Genomic DNA, 22,702 nt, shown 5'->3' on the forward strand with positions numbered 1-22,702 from the left:
ACGGGAATCGAACGCCCGAGCGAATGGCTCGCGAGACGGAGCGGATCGTTGTCTCCGATGATGGGTTGTCCCTGCCGGTCATCGAGGTGCTGACGGGACGGGGCGCCATCTTCGGGAAGAGTGGCTCCGGGAAGAGTAACACCGCGAGTGTCGTCGTCGAGGAACTCCTCGAACGCGGGTTTCCCGTCCTCATCATCGACATCGAGGGGGAGTACGCGACCCTCAAGGATCGCTACGATGTCGTGCACGTCGGCGACGGCGACCAGTACGATTATGGCCTGTTCGAGACCGACCCCGGGAAGATCGTCGACTTCTGTCTCGATCAGCACCGACCGGTCGTCATCGACATCTCCGAAATTCTGGAGATCGAACGGGCCGAGGTGACGATCCGGGACACCCTCCAGTTGCTCTTCTCCCGCGAGAAACACGAGAACAAGCCCTTCCTCGTCCTGGTGGAGGAGGTCCACGAGTTCCTCCCCCAGCAGGGTGGGCTCGATGACCTGGGGGAGATGCTCATCCGGATCGCAAAGCGGGGTCGAAAGCGTGGGCTCGGCCTCCTGGGGATGTCCCAGCGACCCGCTTCGGTCGACAAGAACTTCATCACCCAGTGTGACTGGCTGGTCTTCCATCGCCTGACCTGGGAGAACGACACCCGGGTGGTGAAATCGATCCTCGGGAGTGATTATGCCGAGGACGTCAAGGAACTGCGCACGGGGTCGGCCTTCCTCATGGCCGACTGGGAGGACGCCGTCAGGCAGGTCACGTTCCGGCGCAAGCGAACGGACGATGCGGGAGATACGCCCTCGCTGTCGCCATCCCAACGCCGTGACCTGACTTCCCCCACGGACGAATCACCAACATCGGACCCCGAATCGGCGGCCGATGCGGCTCCCGAGTCCGAATCGGATGCTGAGACGGCCGCCACTGAGCCGGATGAAGCGTCCGCGGCGGAGTCGACCACCGATTCGGAGGCGGCCGTTACGCCCCTCGAAGCCGACCCGCCGACGGTCCTCGTGGACCGCACCGAGGAGGCAGAGCCAGAGCCAGTCGAGCGATCGCCGGAACCTGTCGACCGCTCTGACCCGGAGCCCCGGTCGTCGAGTCCGCCGGACTCGACGGCCGTCCCGGAACCGCTGGCCGAACCGGCCCGTCGGGGGGAGTCGCAGGTCAATTCGAGGGACGCGGACCCCGGGGTCGCCGAGACTCTCTGGGAACTCGGCCATCTGGTCACCTACGTGCTGCTTCGAGCGCTCAGCGGACTCCGCTACGGGGTTCGACTCGCGTATGCGCGAGTGACTGGTCAGTCGAAGCCGGTCGATCGACTCGCCCCGCTCTCGATCGGGGGCAATCCGGACCGGTCGGCGTCGACACGGTTCGCGATTCGCGTGCTGATCGTTCTGCTCGCCGTGATCGGGGGGCTGGTCGTCTTTGCCGTCGCTGGCCTCTGATCGGGATCAACCTTACCTTCTCGCGGTCGAATAGCCGGTATCCGTGCCAGGTCGCCCACAGCAGGTCTTCGTCTCGCAGGCCGAGGGGACTGACCTGCGGGTCTATCACACCTCCACGGCGTGTCCGGTATTGCCCGGTGCCTATCAGGTGTTAGTTCGTTCGCTGGCCGAGGAGCGTGGGCTCCGGGAGTGTCACCGCTGTCGGGAGCGTCGCTACGACGTTCTGGAGCTGTAGGGTTCGTCCCGTCCGTCACAAGGGTGGTTCCGTTTCGACCCCCATTTGATATCGTCAATAAGGGTTTATCAGCGTCGCTGCGGCCGCCGATTGACCTAGTCGAGCCTGTCGAAAGCGCCGTCTTCGATGGCTATCGCGACGGAATCGGTGTCGACCTCCCCGATTTGTCCGGGATACTTGCGCTCGAAGTAACTGGTGATGTTCTCGATGTCTCGGCGGAGGAACTCCCTGGCGTTGTCGTGATCGACGGGCACGGCCTGTGGCCAGTCGAACAGCGTGATGCCCTCCGAAGCGACGAAGACGTTGTATTCGCTGATGTCCGCGTGCACGAACCCGGCCTGATAGGCTGTCTGAAGCTCCCGCAGGATCAGCTCCAGGACGCCACGAACCTGCCCGTCGGGAAGTCTTGATTTGGCCAGCTCCACCCCGGGGACTTTCTCCATGACGATGGCGTGGCGGTTCTGGTCGATCGGCTGGGGGACCGACACCGCTGGATACAGCGTCTCCAGGGCTTCGTACTCCCGTTCGGCGGCTTTGCGGGCGGTATAGAGCCAGGAGACGTGCTCCCGATCCGCGGTGTAGTCCCGCTCTCGCCGCACGGCCCGGAAGTTCGCGAACCCCTCGCGGTGGAACTTCAGCGCGAGGGGTTTGTAGGACTCGACCTCGTAGACGTCCGATTCCTTGCCGACGCCGAGTGGCGCTCCGAACCCCTCGATCGTTCCCCGTTCGGCGAAGGTGTGCAGCGCGAGTGCGTCATACCCCTGTTGAGTCAGCTTGATACCCTCATACTGGATGGTCTTGCGCTCGATGAGCTCCAGATCGAGCATTCGATTCAGGTGGAAATCGACGTTTTCGGCGGTTAGCCCCGAAAAATCGGGTAGTTTCTCGCGATTGACCCACTCGGAGAACCGCATCCCCTGCTCGACGCCCGAGAGGAGATGGAAATCCTCGGGTTCGAGGTCGGCCATCGCGTCGGCGACAGTTCCGGCCATGGCCGGTCTAGCCTGGCGGTACCTATAAGAGTCCGGTCCGCTTCCGAGTCGCGGATAAATCGGATACCGCTATACAAAATTTTAAACTCTTTTTGACCGATGTGATTCGACAAAAAGACGGGGCAGAACCGTCCCGTTTCGGGAAAGGGACTTACTATCGGCCCCTCAACGCCGTGTATGCGAATCGGAGCACACGTCTCTATCGCCGGTGGGGTCGACAACGCCGTCGAGCGGCAGCTCGCGGTCGGCGGGAACTGCGGTCAGATCTTCACGCACTCTCCCCAGGTCTGGCAGCACCCGGACATCGATCCCGAGGAGGCCACGGACTTTGTCGAGGGCACAGCAGCCAACCTCGATGGGCCGTGGGTCATTCACGCCTCGTATCTCGTCAATCTCGCGACCCCAAAGGACGACCTGCGGCGAAAATCGATCGACTCGATGCAGGCGGAGGTCGATGCCGCCGCCACACTCGACATTCCCTACGTCAACGTCCATCTCGGCGCGCATACGGGGGCGGGGGTCGAGGGCGGCATCGAGAACGCGGCCGCCGCCCTGGACGAACTCGACATCCCGGAGGGCGTGACTGTCCTGGTCGAATCCGATGCGGGCAGCGGGACGAAACTCGGTGGCGACTTCGAACACCTGGCTGGGGTCCTGGAGCAATCCTCCCAGGACCTGGCGGTCTGTCTCGACACGGCCCATGCCTTTGCGGCCGGGTATGACCTCTCTTCGCCCGCGGCAGTCCAGGAGACCGTCGCGGCGTTCGATGACGTGATCGGGCTGGACTCCCTCGCCTGCATTCACCTGAACGATTCGAAACACGCGGTGGGGACGAACAAGGACGAACACGCCCATCTCGGCGAGGGTGAGATCGGCGAGGAGGGCATTCGCTCGATCCTGAACCACGAGGCCCTTCGGGACCTCCCCTTCGTCCTCGAGACGCCCACGGAGGACGGTCGGAGCTTCGAGTGGAACATCGACCGGGCCAGGGAGCTCCGAGAGGCTTAACCAACTTCCTCACCCACTCTCGCTGTGCGCCGTTTCACGGAAGCTTATCTACGCGATACCCGCCACGGGCTCTGGGAGGACCGGGAGGCGCTGGTCCCCCTGTTCCGTGGCACTCCTGAACTGATCCTCGACGTGGGGGCCGGGACGGGCGAGTTCACGCGAGTCTTGCGCGAGAAAGGGGGTGCGTCGGTCGTCTCCCTCGACGCCGACGCCTCCTTGCTCCGTGCCGGGGCAGTCGAGACACCGATCCAGGGGGATGCAACGCGACTTCCGATCCCCGACCGCACCTTTGACCTGGCGGCCTGCCAGGCGCTGCTCGTTAATCTTCCAGATCCCGATCGCGCGATTCGGGAACTGATGCGGGTCTCTGCGGACCGCGTCGCCGCCGTCGAACCCGACAACAGCGCGGTGACCGTCGAATCGACCGTCGAAAGCGAGGCTACCCTGTCCCGCCGGGCCCGATCTCACTACCTCGACGGTCTGGAGACGGACGCCAGTCTGGGGGCCGATCTGGGGGCGCGATTCGAACAGGCCGGACTCCGAGACATCGAGGTAACCAAGCACGTCCACGAGCGACGGATCGAACCGCCCTACTCGGAGACGGCCATGGAGTCGGCTCGGCGGAAGGTGACTGCCACCCGGCTCGACGATCACCGCGAGACGATGCTCGACGGCGATCTGGGCCCGGCCGGCTTTGACCGCTTGCGGGACGACTGGCAGGCGATGGGCCGGGCGGTCGCCGAACAAGTACAGGCGGGGACCTACCGTCGGGTCGAGCACATTCCGTTTTACGTCGCGGTCGGGCAGATCGAACCCTGAGACACTGAGCGTTTATGGCGCCCTGGTGCCTACCGCCGGGCATGGATCCCCGCATTCGGGAGCACGCACGCATCATCGTCGACCACTCCACGGAGATCGAACCCGGTGACAACGTTCTCGTCACGGCCCCACCCGTCGCCGAGGACCTGGCGGTCGCCGTCTACGAGGAACTCGGGAAGCGGGGAGCCCACCCGATGCGAACGGGCGGCGGTTCGAGAGCCAGCCGCGCCTACCTTCGCGCAGCGGACCCCGAGGACTTCGAGTTGCCCGAACACCTGCTCGCCGCGGTTGAGGAAGCCGACGCCGCGATCCGCGTTCGGGCCGACCGGAACACGAACGAGCAGGGGGACGTGGCTCCCGAGACGAACACCGCCTACCAGAAGGTCCGCCAGCCGATCTCGGACGCGCTGATGGACACGCGCTGGGTGCTGACACAGCACCCGGCCCCCGGAAACGCACAGGACGCCGAGATGAGCACGGAGGCCTACGCGGACTTCGTGTACGAGGCGGTCAACAAGGACTGGGAGGCCCAGCGCGAGCATCAGGCCCAGATGGTCGAGATCCTGGAGGCCGGGACCGAGGTCCACCTCAAGAGCGGGACCGAGACCGACCTCACGATGCGAATCGACGGCATGCTGACCCGGAACGACGACGCCGAACACAACCTGCCCGGCGGCGAGGTTTTCACCGCGCCGGTGCCAGATTCGGTGGAGGGCACGGTGCTCTTTGACATGCCGCTCATGGCCCAGGGTCGGGAGATTACCGACGTGTACCTGGAGTTCGAAGGGGGCCGTGTCGTCGAGCACTCGGCGGCGAAAAACGAGGACGTGCTCTCGGCGGTCCTGGAAACCGACGACGGGGCCCGCCGGATCGGCGAACTCGGGATCGGCATGAACCGCTCGATCGATCAGTTCACCTACAACATGCTCTTCGACGAGAAGATGGGCGACACCGTCCATTTGGCGCTGGGTCGGGCCTACGAGGACACCGTCGGCGAGGACCGGGAGCGCAACGACTCGGCCATCCACATGGACATGATCGTCGACATGAGCGAGGACTCGTTGATCGAGGTCGACGGCGAACTCGTCCAGCGAAACGGGACCTTCGTCTTCGAGGACGGCTTCGAAGCGAACTGAACTGGGGTCGAAACGGTGAAACCGGCGAGTCGGCAACCCTCACCCGATGGAATGTGATCGGTGTGGTCGGGCGGCCGTTATTCACGTTGCGTACTCCGGGGCCCACCTCTGTGGGACGCATCTCCGCCAGTCGGTCGACCGGCGCGTGCGCCGGCGAATTCGGTCCGATGGACTGCTGCCTGACAGTGCAACCCCCGAGGATCCCGTCACCTGGCTGATCGGCCTCTCGGGCGGCAAGGACAGTGCCGTTCTCACCGATATTCTGGCCGAGACCTTCGGAGACGACCCCCGGGTCGAACTGATCGCCCTCTCGATTCACGAGGGCATCGCGGGCTACCGCGACGAGAGCCTCTCGGCCGCCGAATCGCTCGTCGAAGACCGCCCGGTGACCTACGTGAGTACCTCCTACGAGCGGGAGTTCGACCTCCGGATGGACGCGGTCGCCGACGCCGATCCCTGGGACATGGCCCCGTGTGCGTACTGTGGGGTCTTTCGCCGCGACATCCTCTCGGCGGTCGCAACCGAGTACGAGGCCGACCTGCTCCTGACGGGGCATAACCTGGACGACGAGGCCGAGACGGCCCTGATGAACATCTTCGAGGGCGACGTCGCCCAGATGGCCCAGCACTACGACGCGAGCCTGGCGCCCCTCGACGCCCGCGAGGCCGACAGTCCCTTCGTCCCCCGGGCGAAACCCCTTCGGGACGTTCCGGAGTCCGAGATCGCGCTGTACGCCCGCCTGAGCGATATCCCGGCCCACATCGCCGAGTGCCCACACAGCAGTGAATCCTTCCGCGGGACCGTCCAGGATCTCCTGCTCGAACTCGAAGCCGACCACCCGGGGACCCGGCATTCGATCATGTCGGGATACGAGGAGCTGGCCAAGCTCGCGGCCACACAGAAGCGTCGCGGGGAGCATGGGCCCGCCGGTGTCTGTGAGGAATGTGGCGCGCCGACTGATGGCGACCGCTGTCGAGCGTGTGAGTTACAGGCCGCATTAGAATAGTCGGCCGAGACCGGCCGCACCGGCCACGACTACCTGATGACGTCCAGGCCGTTCTCCTGTTCGAGTTCGTCCTGGCCGCCGTCGGAGTGCGCCCCGAAGGATGGGGAACTCTCCGTCGAACCGGGATTCTCGATCTCTGCGCGGGAGCGGTCGGCCTGCTCCTGGGTGGACGGGCCGAGGACCTGGGCGCTCTGCACGCCGGTCATGATGGCCATCACCCGCACCTTCCCCTTGTAGTTCTCCTGGATCCGCGCGCCCCAGATGACGTTCGCGGAGGCATCGAGTCGCTCGGTGATGTTGTCCGCGATGCCCTCGGCCTCCTTGAGCGTGAGGTCGGGGCCACCCGTGATGTGGACGAGGCCGCCGGAGGCCCCACGGTAGTCCACGTCCAAAAGCGGGTGGTTCATCGCGTCTTTCACCACTTCCTGGGTCTTGTTCTTGTCCTGGGTCTCCCCGACGAGCATCACGGCCACGCCGCCCTGGTTCATGATGGCGGTCATGTCCGCGTAGTCGAGGTTGATCAGGGACGGCTGGGTGATCGTCTCGGAGATTCCCTTGACCGTCTCGGCGATGATCTGGTCCATGACCGAGAAGGCCTTGCCGATCGGCAGGTTGGGAACGTAGTCCAGCAGTCGGTTGTTGTCGAGGACGATGATCGAGTCGGCCTCGCTGCGGAGCTTTTCGAGGCCCTCCTCGGCCTTGACGGTCCGTGCGCGCTCGACGTTGAACGGCGTCGAGACCATCCCGACGACGATCGCGCCCTGTTCTTTGGCGATCTGAGAGACGACCGGTGCGGCCCCGGTCCCGGTGCCGCCACCCATCCCGGCGGTGACGAAGACCAGGTCGGCGTCTCCGAGCACTTCCTTGATGGTCCCCTGGGCCATCTCGGTCGCGCGCTCGCCCATGCTGGGGTCGCCACCGGCACCGAGACCGTTAGTCAGGGACTTCCCGACCAGGATCTTCGTGTCGGCCTCGACCATCTTGAGGTGCTGCTTGTCGGTGTTGATCGCGACCGTGTCGGCGCCCTCCACGCCGATGTTGTAGAGTCGGTTGACCGTGTTGTTCCCCGCGCCGCCACAGCCGACGATGACGATCCGCGGATCCCCGAATTCCGACGCGTCGTCGGCATCCGGCGTCTCCCTCGCCTCCTCTTCGGCGTTGTCAAGGGCGTCTTGAACGATATCTTGCATTGTTACACCTTCACGTAGGTCCGCGGACTGTTCGTTTGCTCCCCTCGATCCTCCTCGAGCATATCGCGAACCGCCGCTCGGATGGCCTCGCTACGATTGGGGTACTTCCCCGTCTCGACCATCCGTTCGACGGCCTCGATCTGCTGTTCCGGAATCCGGAGTGTCACACGCTCCATGGTTTGTATATCCCCGTTCCCGTAAGACCGGCCGACCCATCGAGTGGGTGCGCAGGTCTCACGTGGTGACAGTCGCCACCTGTAAGACCCGTGTCTTACGTAGCTTAGCCGACACTCCCATGGCATATATAATTAACGGCGATTGTAAACGGTTTGTTTACGTCCGAGCGTATTACACCCCGGGTGTGGTGTGTGAATCCAACACTTGGTTAGGGCCTGCGTAAATGCTACTTAGAGCGCTTCTAAAGGCTATTGAGGCCAAATATTAACAAAACTTTGATAGGATTACAGGCTCGGAATGGACCCTCGGATGGGAATGGTAGGTGCCAATAGCGTCCTTTCGAAAAGGATAGAATTCGGCCGTTCGTATCACGTTTGCACAACGGAACTGCGGACCTGGTGGCTCAAATCGGGGACCGATGCATCGGGGCTGCTGGTTCGGGTGAATGACAATCCTTAAATTCGGACGGGGCGCTACGTGAGAGTGCACCCGCCCTTAGCTCAGACTGGTAGAGCAGCCGACTGTAGATCGGCTTGTCCCCCGTTCAAATCGGGGAGGGCGGATTTTTCCTGCGAACGAAGTGAGCAGTGAAAAATCCACACCGACACGATTTGAGCCTGGAAGGCGCAGCGCGAACGAAGTGAGCGACCGTCTTCCTTTGTTCAAATCGGGAAGCGGACTGCGAGACCGACCGGAGGGAGGTCTCGATTTTGGCGAGCGGTGAACGAATGGAACGAGTGAGCCGCGAGCTGCGTTCCTGCGAACGAAGTGAACACTCAAAATGTCTCCTGAGGCGATTTGAGCCTGGAAGGCAAAGCCCGAAAGTGCTGGGGAGCGCACCCCGGAGTTTTTTCCCACTGTTCAAATCGGGGAGGGCGGATTTTCTTCCCTGGCACTTTGTTGTTGCCGGAAACGGCGTTGTTAATTCTCTCTAGTCCGGTTTGAGTTGAACAAGTTATATTATTCCTTGATACTGTTGTTTATGGATTGAGATATAGGTGGACGGTTAGAGGGAAAGGATTAGGCTTGAGGTATTTAAGGAGTTTTTGGACGGATTATCAACCAGTATTCATTGCACGCAGGGGTGGATCAATGTGGGGGAAATGAATATGTATTTGGCATATATCTCTCTGTTACATGGAAATCAACATTTCACTAAGACACGGGCCGCTTGATATAGAGGTCCAAGCTGAGTCTGATGAGAGCTATCGTCAAGAAATTCTTGACATCGCGTCTTTCATTGAGGAAAACGAAACAGTGTTAGAAGCACTGGAAGGATACCCGAATCCCAGTACGGTACATACAGACGAGCAAGATTCCAGTACTGAGCAAATCATTTTGGAAGGAACAAAGAATGATACAGACACTAAACAAACCTCTTCAGACGAGTCCAAAACCTCCGGAAGGTTCGCCTCAATAAGCCGAAGAACTGGTGTAGATGAAGGGACGCTTGAGAGCTTCTTTGATATGCCTGATGACGATGACGAAGTTCCTGCAATAATTATTGAGGAATTTAACGAAGGCGTTGAGGCACTTGGAGACAGCAGAATGGAACGGCAAGCGAGAGCCTCTTTGATGCTTCTCTACATTTGGGAGGATATTCGTGATGTTGAGAAGGTCTACTCAACAGACCTTGGTGACTCTCTCCATATGTCTGGGATTGACCCCGAGAAGATGGCGAATATGTATCAAGCGTTCGACGGGGACGCAGATGCGTACTTTGAGCGACACGGGAGTGGCGGTCCGTATTCTGGAGTAAGTCTCACTCGTCGAGGGGAACGTGCAGCTATTGATGAAATACAAGAGATTGCTGGCGAGTAAAAATGGAAGATGAATTTAGCCGATTCATTCAACAGTCAGAATACGATTCACAGAAAGAATTAGTGGGCCTTGTGATATACTATCTCGACAAAGAGCTGGATAACCCTACTATCACAACTGCAGATGTCTCCTCGCTGCTCGAAAGTTCACGGATACACATTAATTCAGATGTGGTCTCAGCCCGCGTTTCAGATTTGCAAAATGAAGGGTTATTGACAATTACCCAAGACGACTCCCCATATAAATATCGGCTTACATTCGATGGAATTGAACATTTTGAGAGCTTAGCAGCAGAATTAGAGGATCCCGATAAGATACGTGATGACAAATTTATCGAGACGAGCAATGTATCTGTGGATTATTATAGCAAATTAGTCGAAGACATTAACAAAAGCTATCAGTACGGTGTCCACGATGGATGTTTAGTTCTAACCCGTAAACTCTTCGAAAATTTTGTGATTGACATTTTACGTGCAGAGTATGGTGGCGAAGGTATCAACCTCTACTATAATACTGAAAATGGACGGTTTCACGGACTTGGGACCCTATGTGGAAAATTGAGGGAGAAATCGTCTGAGCTCGAGCATTATTCAAGACAATTGAACAATGGTCTTGTTGACCGCGTAGAGCAATTCAAGGACCATGGCAACTCGCAGGCGCATTCGGTTCGTGTTGATATTGATACTGATGAGATTGATGGTATGAGCGAAGAAGCAACAAAATTGACAAATACTCTCTATGATATCCGTGAAGAAGTTAGAATCGCTAACGGAAGTTCAGACAAATCGGAGTGATATTAGTTGAATACAAATTGTCTTGCCCCGTTCAAACCGGGGAGGGCGTATTCTTTTTGAGCGAGCGTAGTAGCCTCGGTTTTGTTCGAAGGGTGAACGAAGCGTCCCGAGAAATCAGCTTCGAACGAATCCGTCCTAACCAGCCCTACGACCAACCCGCTACTCGAGGGTCGTTGACAGTGTAATATCCACGCCCGCAAGAGCCTTCGAAACCGGGCAGTTTGCCTTCGCCTCGGCAGCGTACTCCTCGAACGTCTCGATCTCGATGTCCGGAACCCGCGCGTCGAGCGTGAGTTCGATGTGATCGATCTCCAGGGAGTCCGCGTTCAGAGAGACCGCCGCCTCGGTGTGGACACGCTGGGGGTCATACCCGTCTTCGGCGAGGGCGTTTGCAAGCGCCATCGAGAAACAGCCCGCGTGGGCCGCGCCGATGAGTTCTTCCGGGTTGGTGCCGCTCCCGTCCGCGAAGCGTGAATTGAAGGAGTATGCCCCCTCGAACGCGCCGCTTCCGAGCGCCATCGAACCGGCCCCCTCCTTGAGTGTGCCTTCCCACGTCGCCGTGGCGTTTCTGACTGGCATAGCGGGAGTAGGTGCCAGCCCTTGATAGGTGTTGGCTAGCGGGCAGCGAATGGGAAATCCGGGGCGCGCAGTCCCAAAAAAGAGGAGTCGCTCAGATCGGAATCTCGTCCTCGGGGTGTTTCTCGCCTTTGTCCTTGCCCTGCTTGCCGATGATCCACATGATCGCGAGCAGCGGCCAGACCGGCAGCAGGACCAGTGCGATCCCGGCGGCGATGATCCAGCCGAGGACCGACATCTCCGGCGCGGTGTGTGTGGGTGTCGGTGGGGTGACGGTGTCCATACGCCGCGGTTTGCGGGCCTAGGCAAAAGCCGTGACGGTTCCGCCCAGCGCAGGCCTACTGGTACATGCCCGGCATGCGACTCTCCTTGTACTGCCCCTGGCCCTCGACCATCTGCTCGTACTGCTCGGCGATCTGCTGCATACGCTCCTGGATCTCCTCTGCCTGCTGTTCGAGCTCGGTGGTGTCGATGTCGAAGTCCACGAGCGGTTCGAGCGCGGTCTCGATCACGTGCTGGGCCGCCCCAGGATCGGGCAGATAGGGGTGGGCCTTGACGATCAGTACCGCTGCGGGGATCGACTCGTGGTGGCAGGCCTGGGCGAGCGCGCCAGTCACGCCCCCGATCACGCCGGGATCGGCGGCCAGGTCGATGTCCTTGGCCTGGAGTTTCGCTTTCATGTCGGGGGTCGTGGCGACGGCCGTGACCGCGCCGCGTTCTTCTTCAAATTGAGCGGGCGCGCCCGCGAGGAAAAAGGCCTCCTCGATCTCCCCGAGCGCCGAGAACGTCGCCGTGGAGAGCGGTCGGAAGGCTTGCCAGGGCAATGCCAGGTCACTCTGGAGCGTGAGGATGGCCGGGTCAGTGCCGGCATAGACCCGCACTGGATCTCGGGCCATGCCCTCCTGGAAGGTGACGACCTGGGGGAACGTCTCGTCGTACAGCGTCCCATAGAGGTCGAGACCGAGCTGTTCGGTGATCTGGTCGACCGCGATCGAGGCCACCAGCCCGTGTCCGGGGAGTCCCTCGATGAGGGTCGTCCCCTCGACCTCGATGGTGTCGTGCTGTTCGAAGGTCGCCGCGTCGTCGATCTCCCGCTGGGTCGGGGCCATGGGGACATGTTTGTGCGCCTATGTGAAAACAACTCCCATGGGTTCGATCGCCACCTCGAAACTTAGTTGAGGGGGAGGGCCCTGGCTCGTGGCGTGCACGGACAGCGTTCGCCCCGACGGAGACGGCACGGTGAGACACGGAGGGAGCGATGGTAGAGGTCCTCGCGGTCGCCTCTGGGAAGGGCGGCACTGGAAAGACGACGGCGACGCTGGCCCTCGGGATGGGGTTGGCCGAGGAGTACGACGTCACCGTCGTCGACACTGACACGGGCATGGCGAATCTCCTCTTTCACGCTGGCCTGGCTGACGTCCCGGTGACCCTGCAGGACCTGCTCATCGGCGAGGGCGACCACCCGGTCTCCGAGGCGGTCTATCACCGCTTTGGGATGGATATCGTGCCCTGCGGGACGAGCCTGGAGGCCTTCCGGGACGCCGATCCGTCCCGTCTCCAGGAAGTGATCGCGACCCTGGCCGAGCAGACCGACGTGCTGCTACTCGATTCGCCTGCGACCCTGGGAAGCCGGGATGCAGTCCTCCCGATCGTCATCGCGGATCGGATCGTCCTGGTGGTCCAGCCGACGATCCCGGCCATCACGGACGGCCTGAAGGTCCAGGAGTACGCGACCGCGTATGGGACCGACGTGGCCGGCCTGGTCTTCAACAAGGTCCACGATCCCGAGGAGGTCACTCATATCACGGATCGGGCGGGCGAGTACGTCTCGGGACCCGTTCTGGGCGCGGTCCCCATGGACGAGGCGGCCCGGGAGGCACGGAAGGCGGGCACCCCGCTTCTGGCCCACGCCCCCGACAGCCCGGCCGGGTCGGCCTTCGCCTCGATCGCGTCGGCACTCGACGTCGAGGCCGCCGATCCGGACCGCGTGGCCGATCGGTTCCGGAACGCCGTGATCCCGGACGGCCCATGAGCCGGCCGGAGGGACAGGCGCGTTTCGACCGCGTCGTGATGGACGTCGGCGAACCGCTCTGGGAAGCGCTCGAAACCGAACTCGTCGGGTACGGCGAGATCCAGCCCCAGGCCGGCCTCTTCGGGGACGGGGCCGGTCGGTGTGTCCTGTGGTTCGACGAGGGCGTTCCGGTGAGCGTGCGCCACACGGGGACGGGTCGGAGTGGCTCCGAGGCCCTCGCCGACATCGCCGAAACCGGGCCCTACCGGGTTCGACTCGTCGAAACTGCCGACGTCGAGACGGTTCAGCACGGTGAGATCCCGCCGGCGGCCCCCGCCGAGCGGGTCGTCGGGGACGCCGACCTCGCCGACCGCACCCGCGAGGCGGCCGACGACCCTGAACCGGCGGAGCCGGACGCCGAACTCGACGCCGTCGAAGCCTTCCTCGCCGACGACGAGAAGATCGAGGCGATCCAGAAGCGGGCGGCGATGGAGGCCCGCAAACGGGCCGAGGAGTGGGGTTTCGACGTCGACGAGGAGTGATCAGACCAGACCAGCCAGTCGGAAGCCCACCCAGGTGATCCCCACCAGCACGCCCGAGTGCAGCAGGGCCTCGTAGACCCCGCGGCCGGTGAGCCCGGCGAACCAGCCACTGGCGAGCATCGTCGCCTGTGTGAGGACATAGAAGAGCGGCCGTTTCTGGCCGGGCGCTTCCATAGCCGTCACCGTCACGCCGGCGACCGGGCCGGTGGGACTGGCCGTGTCGAGGACCATGAGATTCACCGCGACGACGATCGCCACGATCAGCAGGGCAACCGTCCAGCCCACCAGGATCACCACGGGAAACCGGGAGCGGCGGGCCCGATCGGCGTGAACGAGTCGCCCCGTCTCGGTCTGGAGGTGGGCCACGGCCGTCCGGGCGTCGGCACCGGCCTCGATCGCGCCGATGGCCAGCCCCACCGTTCGGCCGGCGAAGGGTGTCCCGATTCGGCCGACGAACCGTTCGAGGGCTTCCGTCCGGCCGCCGGTCGGCCCATGGACGAGTTTGAGGTCCACGGCGAGCTTTCTGATCGGCTCCTGCAGCGGTCCGTAGGACTCCTCGGTTGCGATCTCCGCGACGGCCTGACGGAGGGGGCGACCGCTCTCGAGTCGCTCGGACAGGCTGTGGACGAACCCGGGGAGCGCCCGATCGATGCGGGCACGACGGCGGGCCCGCCGCACGTCCACGAGCCCGGTTGGGACTGCGACGGCCACGTAGGCCCCGAGGAGCAAAGTGGAAACCGCACCACCGGAGAGAAGTCCCAAGCCGAGCGCGCCGAGGGCAACCGGGAGCAGGACGAGCAGGGCGTTTGTCGGGTTGCTGGGACTCGATTGCAGGACCGCGATCGGGCTCTGGGCTGGGGCCGGTGCGGCCCAACGATGGCCACTCGGTCGGAGGAGGAAGGCAAATAGCGCTGCCACGGCCCCGAGCAGGACGATGCCGACGCTGCCGACTCCGGCCAGGAGCCCGTCGAACTGTGGGCGGCCGAATTCGAGCGCCGTTGGAACCGTATCCGGGAAGACGATCGAGACGCCGGCCAGACCGAGGAGGAGGAACAGCGGCCCGACCAGCAGCAGCACGAACAGTCCAACCACTGTCCGGAGGTAGGACGCCTCCCGTCTGTGTCGCTGTTCGTCCTCGACGGCGAGCAGCCGACTCTCGTCGGCCAGAAACTCTCTGAGTGCTGTGTCTCCCTCGCGACGCCGTTCGATGAACGTCAGGAGAAACGGCGCGAGTGATTCGGTCGCAGGCGTGTCACGGGCCTCCCGCCTGATCGCCGATTCCACGCTCCCCGTGAATTGCTGCCGACGGCGGATCCGTCTCGCGCTGTTGGCCATCGCGCCGTGCACGCGCTCGTTGTCGGCGATCCGCTCGAAGAGCCGGGCGGGATCGACCGTTCCAGCCGCCGTCACGTGGAGATATCTGACCGCCCCCGGGAGCGTGTGCTCGATCTGTGTCCGTCGCCGACGGACGAGATACTCCAGCGCGAGACTCGCCCCGCGCCGGAGCAGGTATTTGGCGAGTCCACCGACGAACAGCCCGACCGCCAGGCTCCCTGCCAGGACGGCCCCGGATCCGTCGATAGCGGGGGCCGAGAACTGAACCGACCGGAGGAAATTCCGAGCTGCGAGCGCTCCTGTGGCACCCGCAGCGAGGGCGACGAGCCAGGAGAGTGCGTACTGACCGAGCAGATGGGTCTCGAAGGAGTGGGACAGCCCGAGGGCCCGAAAGCGGGTGCGGTCCCGCTCGTGACGGGCCGAATCGACGTGTCGACCGAAGAGCCGAAAGGCGAACTGGCCGAGCCGGTCAGGAACTCGCCGGCTCATTGCTCCCAGTTTCGGATCCGTTCGATGGTCGCGGCTTCGTCCGTCCGCAGGTCGGCGAGAAAGCCCATGAGACGCTCCCGGTCGGTCGAGTCCCCGGTCAGGAGGTACTCGACGTACTGCCGGCGCCGCTCGAAGGCGACTGCCGCTGGACCCACCCCGGTTTCAGGGCTCGCGGCAAGTGTCCGGGCGAACCGGCTGGAGAGTGCCCCGTCTTCCTCGGTGTCGAAGAGCCGCTCGAACTCCGGGCCGGGTTTTCGTTCGGCTCGCTCGCCGTCGGGCGATACTGGGACCCACCCCGTCGCGGTTTCGTCCGCCTTCGGCGGTGGCAGTTCGACCACGAGATCCACACCGGCCGTGAACTCCTGAACGATCCCGGCCTGGGACACCAGGTGAGCAAACAGGGACCGATCGGCAGCTCTCGCCGCCGCGAAGGCGGGTCGGCCGCTCGCGACGACACTCCCGAGTTGTTCGAGGGCCTCGGGGGTGTTCAGGCCGCTCAAAACGGCGACGTCGGGGTGCAACGCGTCCCGTTCGGTCCGCCGGTCCCACCCCCGGTCACCGTCCCGACGGGGGACCGAGATGGCCGTCTCGTGTGGCAAGTCGACCTGCGAGTCGCCGGCCCCAATCTCGACCGGGCGGTCGGCGGCGGGGATGAATGGCGTGTGCGCGCCCAGTGCGGCGGTCGGTTCGGCATCCACCGGGCCCACGAACACGACCGTGCCCCGATTCGCGGCCGCGGTCCAGATTCCCGCGACGAGCTCGGGATCGAGTTGGTTCCGTTCGACGAGCGCCATTGGGGTCGGGGGCGTCTCGCGCTCGGCCGTGATCGAGACGTGCCCGCGCTCCGCTCTGTCGGGCAGGGACACCGAGCAGTGCATCTCCCGACGACCCGACTTCGTGTCCCGTTCGAGTGTCACGGTGGTCGCCGGCCGATGGACGCTCAACTCGACGCCGCCCTCCGCTGCGAGCGAGCGGGTCAGCGCGACGAATTCGGCCGTGTCGTCGATCGAGAGGGTCGTCGGCATCCGGGTGTCCCCAACCGTGGTTCCCCGATGAGAGACGACCGTGATACGGTCGCCGACACGGTTGACCTCGACCGACCGGACTGCGGGATCGCGAAGTGGAATCGTCAGTTTCCCGTCCCCGAGCAGGTCTCGAAGCACGTAGTAGGTCAGGGCGTCGAGGCGCTCGCTCCGGGACGCTGGGGTGAGCGATCCGGAACGGGACCGACGGGGGAGCGGAAGCCGATCGGCCAGCCGGGCAAGGGGCCGGGTGCCGATTCGACGGTTGAGCAACGTTCGAGCACGTTCGGCCACGCTGTGGATCTCGTCGTCCAGGATCCCGGCGGGCGGGGATTCGAGGAGGCGGTCGAGGACGGTCTCGATCAGCGCTCGATCCCCGGGGAGCAGGTCCGGCTCCTCGACGACGTAGCTCACCTCGAAGGTGTCCGCGCCCAGGAGGTGTCCGCGGACCACCGTGACCGGGATCTCGAACCCGGCGAAGGGGACTGTCTCTCGACGCAGGCGCTCACCGAGAAACCGGTCGAGGAAGGGCGTGTCGTCCGGCAGGTCGGTGATCGCGGGCGCGAAATCCCGGGTGTGTACCGCGAGCCGATCCGCGTTCGTGTCGGCGATTCGGACCCGGTCGTCAAGCGCCAACGGCGTCAGGTCCCCGAGTGCCCGCAACGACGCGAGCAGGTGGTACTGGAGCCGTCGCCGGCTGGCCGGTCGCCGATCGTCGAGTTCTGGCAGCCGGTCCCGGAGGCGACTGGGCAGGCCGTCGGTTACGCGCTCGACGGCCCCCGCCCGGGTTCGTGGTCGGCTGATCGTGGCGTCCTCGAATCGCCGTTCGATCCGTTCCTGGGTCGCTTTCTCCCGTTCGCTCAGCGACGGTGTCCGGGTGTGATACCGATATCCCTCGCCCTGTTCGCTGACGGTCGCGACGATCCCGTTCGAGACGGCGTACTGCGAGCGGACCGCTGGGGCGTACCAGGCCGTCCGATCGTCGGGTGGGACCGGCCCCGGCACGGACGCCGGCAACTCCTCGCTCATGGGGGCTCTTTGCCCCGCCCCGGTTTGTAAACGCTCCCACATCGAGGCAAACGTATGCGAAAATTGAACTGCCTGCTATCGAAGCTCGATCGCCGATTGCAGCGGTATCGAGAAACCGAGTCTCGAAACCTCTCTGGAATCCAATCCGGACAGCAAGGCCTGAAGCCGCCGGGCTGATCTCGGTTCGGAACCGAAACGGACAAAGGGGCCTGCAGGTAACGATTAGCTGCGCCGAGGTAGCCTAGCCCGGCCAAGGCGGTTGCTTCGAGAGCAACTGTCCGTCAGGACTCGTGCGTTCAAATCGCACCCTCGGCGCTTTTCCTTACCGCAATCCAGGTAGCCGATCGAGGAGCCGAAGCATCCACACCATTCCCGATTCGTACCAATCATTCGGGAGCCAGCGCGGTGGGTGAATCGACGGCCCACGTTGTTCGGAGACCGTTCGGGATTCGGTGTATTTCAGCACGCCTTCCGGCCCGTGGCGCCGCCCAATTCCCGAGTCCCGCATGCCGCCCATGGGTGCGTCGATCGACCCCCAGGCGGGAGCGTAGGCCCCGTTGACGTTGACGGTCCCACACTCGATCCGGCTGGCGAGTTCTCGTCCACGTTCGGGCGTGCCCGTAAAGATGCTCGCGTTGAGCCCGTAGTCGGTGTCGTTGGCCATTTCGACGGCTTCGCTCGTGGCGTCAAACGGTTCGACGGTCACCACGGGTCCGAACGTTTCCTCCCGTGTGATGGTCATCGAGGGGTCCACGTTCGTCAGAACGGTCGGTTCGTACACGTACGGACCGACAACCGGACGATGTCGACCGCCGACCTCGACTGTCGCCCCGGATTCGGTCGCGTCTTCGACGTGTGCTTTCACCGTGGCCAGTTGCGCTGGGCCGATCAGCGAGCCGACGTCCGGCCCGTAGTCGTAACTGAGCCCCAGTTCGAGTGCTTCGATCCGTTCGACCAGCAGATCCACGAACGGTTCGAACACCTCTCGGCTCACATAGAGCCGTTCGAGGGCGAGACAGAGCTGGCCGGCGTTCCCGAACGAGCCGTGGATCACCGCCTCGACTGCCCGGTCCAGATCCGCGTCGGCCAGGACGATCATGGGGTTCTTGCCACCGAGTTCGAGTGTCGCGTCGATCAGGTTCTCCCCGGCCAGACTGGCGACCGTTCGCCCGGTTTCTGTACTCCCGGTGAAGACAACGAAATCGACCCGATCGACGAGCGCCGGGCCCACTGTCCCACCCGGCCCCGTCACCACCTGGAAGACGTCCTCCGGGAGGCCAGCCCGTCTGAGGAGGGTCCGGACCAGCAGGGCGGTAAACGGTGTCGCACTCGCCGGCGTCAGTACGACGGCGTTGCCCGCGAGCAGCGCCGGGATCGCATCAGCGATCGACAGGGTCAATGGATAGTTCCACGGCGAAATCACCCCGACGACCCCCACCGGCGGGTGCTCGACGGTCGTCCGGGTCAGGAACGGGATCGCACCCCGACGGCGTTCGGGTTCGAGCAGGGCCGTTCGGTGCCCGTAGTATCGGGCGGTGTTCGCGACGTCCAACACCTCGTTGAGAGCGTCGAGGCGGGACTTCCCGGTCTCCAGTTGAATCAGGTCGAGTACGGTGGCTCGTTCGTCGAGGATCGTGTCATGAAACCGGCGGAGGATCCGGGCGCGGGATTCGACCGGGAGAGTCGCCCAGGACTGCTGGGCAGTGCGGGCCCGGGCCACTGCTTCGGCCACGTCGGTTTCGGTTCCGGACGGAACCGACCCGATTTCGGCATCCGTCCCGGGGGCCCGGACCGAAATGGACTCCCGCTCGCCAGCCGTCCGAACCGTGTCCGCGAGTCGGGATAGCTCGCTCTCGGAGACGCGTGGCGGGAACTGGGCGACTGTCATTCTATCACGATAGGCCCCCGCGTACCAATAGTGTCGGGGGCCACCCGAACGTGTCAGTCGTCGGCCGGGAGCGCCGGGTCGTCCTCGGTGGCCAGCAGGCGATCGAGCCCGTCAACGATCGCATGGACGCTGCCCAGCGTGATGTCCGCCTCGCTGCCCGTCGCGGCGACCGAGCGGTCGCCCCGCGAGAGGGTGACCTCGACGGTGACGACGGCGTCGGTGCCGCCGGTGATCGCATCGACGTGATACTCCTGGAGGTGGAAGGTCAGATTCCCCAGGGCCTTCTTCACCGCCTTCATCGCGGCGTCGACCGGCCCGCTTCCGGTGCCGCTCGCGACCCGCTCGACGTCGCCCACGCGCAACCGGACGCCCGCGGTCGGAGTGCTCGACCCGCTTGTCGCGGTGAGATCGAGCAGTTCGACCTGGCGCTCGCGGTCCACGTCGGTCACGTCCTCGGCGATGGCGAGCAGGTCCGTGTCCGTCACACGCTTGCCGCGCTCGCCGAGGGCCTTCACCCGCGAGACGATCGCTTCGAGCTGGTCTTCGGTCACCGAGACGTCTTGCTCGTCGAGCGCGGCGCGCACCCCGGCCCGGCCGGCGTGTTTGCCCAGGACGAGCCGTCGCTCCCGCCCGACCGCCTCCGGCGGGTAGGGCTCGTACATGCGCTCGTCCTTGAGCGTGCCGTCGGTGTGGATCCCGCTCTCGTGGGCGAAGGCGTTCTGTCCGCTCACGGCCTTGTTCGGCGGGAGTTCCATCCCCATCGCGTCCGCGACCAGGCTGGAGAGCCCGTAGAGGGACTCGGTCTCGACCGTCTCGATATCGTAGCCGTGCCACAGGGACACGACGACTTCCTCGAGGGCCACGTTCCCCGCGCGCTCGCCGATGCCGTTGACGGTCGCGTGGACGAGGTCCGCGCCCTCGCCCACGCCCGCGAGCGCGTTCATGAGTGCGAGGCCCAGGTCGTCGTGAGTGTGGACACTTACCGGGCCCAGGTCGGCCAGGCCGGCCACTGCCTCGGCGACCTGGTCCGGGCTCGCGTGGCCGACCGTGTCGGCGTAGGCGAACCGGTCGGCCCCCGCGTCGTGGGAGACCGCCGCGAGTTCCTGGAGAAAGTCGGGGTCCGCCCGGCTCCCGTCCTCGCCGATCACCTCGACCCAGAGACCGTGGTCGGTGGCGTACTCGACGAGTTCGGCCGTGGTCTCCTGGACCCCGGTCTTCGTGGTTCCCACCTTCGTCTCGACGTGGCGGTCGCTGGCCGGCACGACCAGGTTGATGCCGTCCACGTCGGCATCGAGCGCGAGGTCGACGTCGTGTTGGACCCCGCGCGCGAAGCTGGTCACCGTCGCGTCGAGGTGCTGGCTGGTGACCTGCTCGATGGCCCGCTGCTCGCCCGGGCCGGTACAGGCACTGCCCGCCTCGATGACCGAGACGCCCGCGTCGTCCAGTGCGCGGGCGATCTCGACTTTCTCGGCTGCGGTGAGGGACACACCTGGGGCTTGCTCGCCGTCCCTGAGCGTGGTATCGAGGAGCTGTACGTCGCTGTCGGGGGGTGCGTTAGACTGCACCCGCAATAAATCGATCCGTGGTCATCGCTGCCACACGTCGTCGAATGCGACCTGGCTACTTAAATTACACCAGTCGAACCCGGGATGCAATATTTGCCGTCACTCCCGCAGTTCCACGCGATCACCGGGTGAAACGGCGTCGGCCGCGCCCGCGGGCAGTTCGACGATTCGGTCCGCACGATGGCGCTCGAACCCGGTCCAGGGCTGGAGCCGTGTGACGGCCGTCACCGTCTCGTCGACGAGCCAGAGCACGTCGATCGGCACGCGGACGAAGAGCATGTGGACGCCGCGTTTCTTGGCTGCCTCGAAGGGAAAGACCAGTCCGTAGGACGCTGGGAGCGACGAGCGGAACATCACGCCCTGGAGTTTCTGCCTGAACGACGCCGCGATCGAGACGTCCGTCGCGAGCGTGCGTGTCTCGCCGTCCGCGACGTGAACGAGGTGCACGATTGCTGCTCTGACCGGCGGGGCGAAAAGAATTCCTCTCTGCCACTCGATTTTCGACCGTGAAGCGGACGCCAACCGGAACCAGTGTCGGGGTCGATGATCCCTACGCCCACGCGGGCCCCTGCGATCACGTCACCAGCGAGGGGCGGTGTCGATTCCCGCTGGACCGCCCCGGAGCGGATCCGCCGTTCGCCGATCGACGGCGAGCGGCCGACTTCGACTGTCTGGTCGGTGCGGCCGAGCGGGACTGGCAGGACTGTCCGCACTACCGGGACACGAGCACCGCCGAGACGTGTGCCCGCTGTGGGCTCGAAGAGCGTCGCCAGGCCCACGACGACTCCCGGCCCCTGCTCGAAGCCCACCACCTCGTGTACCCCGACGAAAAAGCTGTCTCCCACGAGATCACGGTCACGCTCTGTCGCTGGTGTCACGCCGCCGTCCACGACTCCTGGGGGCGGATCGACGACGACGCGAACCCGGTCCCCGAGGCCCTGGCCGCCGCGGAGGCCCGCCGGAGCGAGGAACTCTCGGAGCTGTCCTTCGAGTCGGCCGCCGACCGGTTCGATCGGGAGCCCTGAGAACGAATGGGTTTTTGAGTCCGTCCCGGGTAAGTCCGTCAATGATCGATATTCACGTCATCGACAATCACGGCCAGTTCACCCATCTGGAGCATCGGATGCTCCGGGATCTCGATGGGGTCTCGACGGAACTGATCGACAACGAGACACCCCCCGAGGAGATCGAGGCCGACGGCCTGGTCCTCTCCGGTGGGCCCTCCATCGAAGAGACGGGGAACTCGGCGGCGTACCTCGATCTGGACATCCCCGTGCTCGGCATCTGTCTGGGCCATCAGCTCATCGCCCAGGAACTCGGCGGCGAGGTCGGCGAGGGCGATTACGGCGGGTACGCGGACGTCGAGGTCCGTATTTTGGACGAGACCGATCCGCTCGTGGGATCGCTCGCGCCCTCGATCCGAACCTGGGCGAGCCACGCCGACGAGGTACTGACGGTGCCGCCGGGCTTCGAGCGCACCGCCGAGAGCGACGTCTGCGGGGTCGAGGCGATGTCGGATACGGACCGGGACCTCTACGGCGTGCAGTGGCACCCCGAGGTCGCCCACACCGAACGGGGCGAAGAGCTGTTCGCGAACTTCCGCGACATCTGTCAGTAAC

General features: G+C 64.1%; 23 protein-coding genes and 2 tRNA genes. 14 read left to right on the forward strand and 11 right to left on the reverse strand.

The window, feature by feature from the left end:
* Positions 1-23 precede the first annotated feature (23 nt).
* The gene (locus tag RH831_RS05890) at positions 24-1,448 is read left to right on the forward strand and encodes a helicase HerA domain-containing protein (RefSeq protein WP_310553310.1); all 1,425 of its coding nucleotides are present in this window, start codon (positions 24-26) and stop codon (positions 1,446-1,448) included.
* 43 nt (positions 1,449-1,491) lie between these two features.
* Positions 1,492-1,683, forward strand: a complete 192-nt coding sequence (locus tag RH831_RS05895; RefSeq protein ID WP_310553311.1) for a hypothetical protein — start codon at positions 1,492-1,494, stop codon at positions 1,681-1,683.
* 95 nt (positions 1,684-1,778) lie between these two features.
* Here RH831_RS05895 and RH831_RS05900 read toward each other — a convergent pair whose 3' ends face one another.
* Entirely contained in the window at positions 1,779-2,675 is an 897-nt protein-coding gene (locus RH831_RS05900; protein WP_310553312.1) for a serine/threonine-protein kinase RIO2, read from the reverse strand.
* Positions 2,676-2,852: 177 nt separating this feature from the next.
* Here RH831_RS05900 and RH831_RS05905 point away from each other — a divergent pair, with 177 nt between their 5' ends.
* From RH831_RS05905 to RH831_RS05920, 4 genes are read left to right on the forward strand one after another with little or no spacing between them, the layout of a single operon-like run.
* Complete coding sequence (locus RH831_RS05905) at positions 2,853-3,683, forward strand: deoxyribonuclease IV (RefSeq protein ID WP_310553313.1); 831 nt, start codon at positions 2,853-2,855, stop codon at positions 3,681-3,683.
* A gap of 24 nt (positions 3,684-3,707) precedes the next feature.
* Entirely contained in the window at positions 3,708-4,502 is a 795-nt protein-coding gene (locus tag RH831_RS05910; RefSeq protein ID WP_310553314.1) for a methyltransferase domain-containing protein, read from the forward strand.
* A 41-nt stretch (positions 4,503-4,543) separates the two neighbouring features.
* Complete coding sequence (locus RH831_RS05915; RefSeq protein ID WP_310553315.1) at positions 4,544-5,638, forward strand: aminopeptidase; 1,095 nt, start codon at positions 4,544-4,546, stop codon at positions 5,636-5,638.
* A gap of 46 nt (positions 5,639-5,684) precedes the next feature.
* Entirely contained in the window at positions 5,685-6,644 is a 960-nt protein-coding gene (locus RH831_RS05920; RefSeq protein ID WP_310553316.1) for a tRNA 2-thiolation protein NcsA, read from the forward strand.
* Positions 6,645-6,673: 29 nt separating this feature from the next.
* Here the strand turns inward: RH831_RS05920 and ftsZ are convergent, their stop codons facing one another.
* Together ftsZ and RH831_RS05930 are read right to left on the reverse strand one after the other, a co-directional pair.
* Positions 6,674-7,834, reverse strand: coding sequence for a cell division protein FtsZ (gene ftsZ, locus RH831_RS05925; RefSeq protein WP_070365357.1), 1,161 nt, complete (start codon positions 7,832-7,834; stop codon positions 6,674-6,676).
* Between the two features lie 2 nt (positions 7,835-7,836).
* Positions 7,837-8,010, reverse strand: coding sequence for a ribbon-helix-helix domain-containing protein (locus RH831_RS05930; protein WP_070365356.1), 174 nt, complete (start codon positions 8,008-8,010; stop codon positions 7,837-7,839).
* 490 nt (positions 8,011-8,500) lie between these two features.
* On the opposite strand from RH831_RS05930, the gene RH831_RS05935 reads away from it, so the two are divergent.
* The 3 genes from RH831_RS05935 to RH831_RS05945 all read left to right on the forward strand — a co-directional run bounded on the left by RH831_RS05935 (position 8,501) and on the right by RH831_RS05945 (position 10,626).
* Positions 8,501-8,574, forward strand: a tRNA-Tyr gene (locus RH831_RS05935).
* A 574-nt stretch (positions 8,575-9,148) separates the two neighbouring features.
* A complete protein-coding gene (locus RH831_RS05940) occupies positions 9,149-9,832 on the forward strand; it encodes a hypothetical protein (protein WP_310553317.1) in 684 nt (227 codons plus the stop codon).
* Positions 9,833-9,834: 2 nt separating this feature from the next.
* The gene (locus tag RH831_RS05945; RefSeq protein ID WP_310553318.1) at positions 9,835-10,626 is read left to right on the forward strand and encodes a hypothetical protein; all 792 of its coding nucleotides are present in this window, start codon (positions 9,835-9,837) and stop codon (positions 10,624-10,626) included.
* 159 nt (positions 10,627-10,785) lie between these two features.
* On the opposite strand, the gene RH831_RS05950 is transcribed toward RH831_RS05945, so the two are convergent.
* From RH831_RS05950 to RH831_RS05960, 3 genes are all read right to left on the reverse strand, one after another.
* A complete protein-coding gene (locus RH831_RS05950; RefSeq protein WP_310553319.1) occupies positions 10,786-11,205 on the reverse strand; it encodes an OsmC family protein in 420 nt (139 codons plus the stop codon).
* Between the two features lie 91 nt (positions 11,206-11,296).
* Positions 11,297-11,485 carry a hypothetical protein gene (locus RH831_RS05955; RefSeq protein WP_070365354.1) on the reverse strand — a complete coding sequence of 63 codons (189 nt, stop codon included), beginning with the start codon at positions 11,483-11,485 and terminating at the stop codon, positions 11,297-11,299.
* 55 nt (positions 11,486-11,540) lie between these two features.
* Positions 11,541-12,311, reverse strand: a complete 771-nt coding sequence (locus RH831_RS05960; RefSeq protein WP_310553320.1) for a PAC2 family protein — start codon at positions 12,309-12,311, stop codon at positions 11,541-11,543.
* Positions 12,312-12,460: 149 nt separating this feature from the next.
* On the opposite strand from RH831_RS05960, the gene RH831_RS05965 reads away from it, so the two are divergent.
* Together RH831_RS05965 and RH831_RS05970 are read left to right on the forward strand one after the other, a co-directional pair.
* A complete protein-coding gene (locus RH831_RS05965) occupies positions 12,461-13,234 on the forward strand; it encodes a P-loop NTPase (RefSeq protein ID WP_310553321.1) in 774 nt (257 codons plus the stop codon).
* Positions 13,231-13,755 (forward strand): hypothetical protein, encoded by a 525-nt coding sequence (locus RH831_RS05970; protein WP_310553322.1) that lies wholly within the window; start codon positions 13,231-13,233, stop codon positions 13,753-13,755. The genes RH831_RS05965 and RH831_RS05970 overlap by 4 nt, the downstream gene beginning before the upstream one ends.
* Here RH831_RS05970 and RH831_RS05975 read toward each other — a convergent pair whose 3' ends face one another.
* Both RH831_RS05975 and RH831_RS05980 read right to left on the reverse strand, forming a co-directional pair.
* The gene (locus RH831_RS05975) at positions 13,756-15,579 is read right to left on the reverse strand and encodes a type II secretion system F family protein (RefSeq protein WP_310553323.1); all 1,824 of its coding nucleotides are present in this window, start codon (positions 15,577-15,579) and stop codon (positions 13,756-13,758) included. It abuts the gene before it with no gap.
* Positions 15,576-17,630: a secretion system protein gene (locus RH831_RS05980; RefSeq protein WP_310553324.1), complete on the reverse strand. Its 2,055-nt coding sequence runs from the start codon at positions 17,628-17,630 to the stop codon at positions 15,576-15,578. Before RH831_RS05980 ends, RH831_RS05975 begins: the two co-directional genes overlap by 4 nt.
* Positions 17,631-17,860: 230 nt before the next feature.
* Between RH831_RS05980 and RH831_RS05985 the strand changes: the two genes are divergently transcribed.
* Positions 17,861-17,945 (forward strand) — tRNA-Ser (locus RH831_RS05985).
* 7 nt (positions 17,946-17,952) lie between these two features.
* Here RH831_RS05985 and RH831_RS05990 read toward each other — a convergent pair.
* The 3 genes from RH831_RS05990 to RH831_RS06000 all read right to left on the reverse strand — a co-directional run bounded on the left by RH831_RS05990 (position 17,953) and on the right by RH831_RS06000 (position 21,530).
* On the reverse strand, positions 17,953-19,518 hold the full coding sequence (locus RH831_RS05990; RefSeq protein WP_310553325.1) for a succinic semialdehyde dehydrogenase: 1,566 nt from the start codon (positions 19,516-19,518) through the stop codon (positions 17,953-17,955).
* A 53-nt stretch (positions 19,519-19,571) separates the two neighbouring features.
* Complete coding sequence (locus tag RH831_RS05995) at positions 19,572-21,098, reverse strand: 2-isopropylmalate synthase (RefSeq protein WP_396275459.1); 1,527 nt, start codon at positions 21,096-21,098, stop codon at positions 19,572-19,574.
* An 84-nt stretch (positions 21,099-21,182) separates the two neighbouring features.
* Complete coding sequence (locus tag RH831_RS06000; RefSeq protein WP_310553327.1) at positions 21,183-21,530, reverse strand: DUF192 domain-containing protein; 348 nt, start codon at positions 21,528-21,530, stop codon at positions 21,183-21,185.
* A 59-nt stretch (positions 21,531-21,589) separates the two neighbouring features.
* Here RH831_RS06000 and RH831_RS06005 point away from each other — a divergent pair, with 59 nt between their 5' ends.
* Both RH831_RS06005 and RH831_RS06010 read left to right on the forward strand, forming a co-directional pair.
* A complete protein-coding gene (locus RH831_RS06005; protein WP_310553328.1) occupies positions 21,590-22,108 on the forward strand; it encodes a hypothetical protein in 519 nt (172 codons plus the stop codon).
* Between the two features lie 41 nt (positions 22,109-22,149).
* The gene (locus tag RH831_RS06010; RefSeq protein ID WP_310553329.1) at positions 22,150-22,701 is read left to right on the forward strand and encodes a GMP synthase subunit A; all 552 of its coding nucleotides are present in this window, start codon (positions 22,150-22,152) and stop codon (positions 22,699-22,701) included.
* Position 22,702: the final 1 nt, after the last annotated feature.

Source organism: Halodesulfurarchaeum sp. HSR-GB, assembly GCF_031432215.1.
Taxonomy (GTDB): domain Archaea; phylum Halobacteriota; class Halobacteria; order Halobacteriales; family Halobacteriaceae; genus Halodesulfurarchaeum.

Coding starts and splice junctions, on each gene's coding strand:
- RH831_RS05980 (WP_310553324.1), bottom strand. CDS start 17,630: ATGAGCGAGGAGTTGCCGGCGTCCGTGCCGGGGCCGGTCCCACCCGAC.
- RH831_RS05905 (WP_310553313.1), top strand. CDS start 2,853: ATGCGAATCGGAGCACACGTCTCTATCGCCGGTGGGGTCGACAACGCC.
- RH831_RS05970 (WP_310553322.1), top strand. CDS start 13,231: ATGAGCCGGCCGGAGGGACAGGCGCGTTTCGACCGCGTCGTGATGGAC.
- RH831_RS05930 (WP_070365356.1), bottom strand. CDS start 8,010: ATGGAGCGTGTGACACTCCGGATTCCGGAACAGCAGATCGAGGCCGTC.
- ftsZ (WP_070365357.1), bottom strand. CDS start 7,834: ATGCAAGATATCGTTCAAGACGCCCTTGACAACGCCGAAGAGGAGGCG.
- RH831_RS05965 (WP_310553321.1), top strand. CDS start 12,461: ATGGTAGAGGTCCTCGCGGTCGCCTCTGGGAAGGGCGGCACTGGAAAG.
- RH831_RS06010 (WP_310553329.1), top strand. CDS start 22,150: ATGATCGATATTCACGTCATCGACAATCACGGCCAGTTCACCCATCTG.
- RH831_RS05915 (WP_310553315.1), top strand. CDS start 4,544: ATGGATCCCCGCATTCGGGAGCACGCACGCATCATCGTCGACCACTCC.
- RH831_RS05940 (WP_310553317.1), top strand. CDS start 9,149: ATGGAAATCAACATTTCACTAAGACACGGGCCGCTTGATATAGAGGTC.
- RH831_RS05960 (WP_310553320.1), bottom strand. CDS start 12,311: ATGGCCCCGACCCAGCGGGAGATCGACGACGCGGCGACCTTCGAACAG.
- RH831_RS05945 (WP_310553318.1), top strand. CDS start 9,835: ATGGAAGATGAATTTAGCCGATTCATTCAACAGTCAGAATACGATTCA.
- RH831_RS05975 (WP_310553323.1), bottom strand. CDS start 15,579: ATGAGCCGGCGAGTTCCTGACCGGCTCGGCCAGTTCGCCTTTCGGCTC.
- RH831_RS05950 (WP_310553319.1), bottom strand. CDS start 11,205: ATGCCAGTCAGAAACGCCACGGCGACGTGGGAAGGCACACTCAAGGAG.
- RH831_RS05890 (WP_310553310.1), top strand. CDS start 24: ATGGCTCGCGAGACGGAGCGGATCGTTGTCTCCGATGATGGGTTGTCC.
- RH831_RS05920 (WP_310553316.1), top strand. CDS start 5,685: ATGGAATGTGATCGGTGTGGTCGGGCGGCCGTTATTCACGTTGCGTAC.
- RH831_RS05955 (WP_070365354.1), bottom strand. CDS start 11,485: ATGGACACCGTCACCCCACCGACACCCACACACACCGCGCCGGAGATG.
- RH831_RS05990 (WP_310553325.1), bottom strand. CDS start 19,518: ATGACAGTCGCCCAGTTCCCGCCACGCGTCTCCGAGAGCGAGCTATCC.
- RH831_RS05900 (WP_310553312.1), bottom strand. CDS start 2,675: ATGGCCGGAACTGTCGCCGACGCGATGGCCGACCTCGAACCCGAGGAT.